General features: G+C 64.5%; 1 protein-coding gene. It reads right to left on the reverse strand.

All coding sequences use genetic code 11. The features are described from left to right. Positions 1-74: 74 nt before the first annotated feature. On the reverse strand, positions 75-454 hold a 380-nt coding region (locus FV223_RS29855; protein ID WP_147730150.1), incomplete at its 5' end, for a transposase.

The following is a 454-nucleotide window of genomic DNA, read 5'->3' on the forward strand; positions in this document are numbered from 1 at the left end:
GGGTGGAGGCTGTGTGAGAACGCGTTTGCGGACTGGACGGACCCGACAGCGCAAGGCCCAAAGGGTCCGGGCTTTCATCCTCGGATGGCTGCGATGAGTGGGCCGGCACCGAGGATCGCGATCACTCGCTTCATGTTGTAGGCGAGAACCTGCAGGCTCATCTCGCTGGCCACATTCCTCAGTCCCCGGGTCAGGAAGTGGGTCGCTCCCATCCAGGCTTTGAGGGTGCCGAAGACGTGCTCGACCGTCTGGCGGCGGTCACGCATCGCGTTCGGGTTCTCGTCGAGCCGGCGCTGGACGGCTTCCAGCACGTGCTCGTGTTCCCAACGCGTGACGCGCCGCTGCTCGGCGGGCGTACAAAGGTTCTTGATCGGGCAAGTCGGACAGGCCGACGTCCAGTAGCGTCGCAAGGTCATCCCGTTCTCGATGCCCTCGAAGCGGTAGGTCAGCGTCT

Origin of the sequence: Methylobacterium sp. WL116, from assembly GCF_008039455.1 — a bacterium.
Classification (GTDB): Bacteria; Pseudomonadota; Alphaproteobacteria; order Rhizobiales; family Beijerinckiaceae; genus Methylobacterium.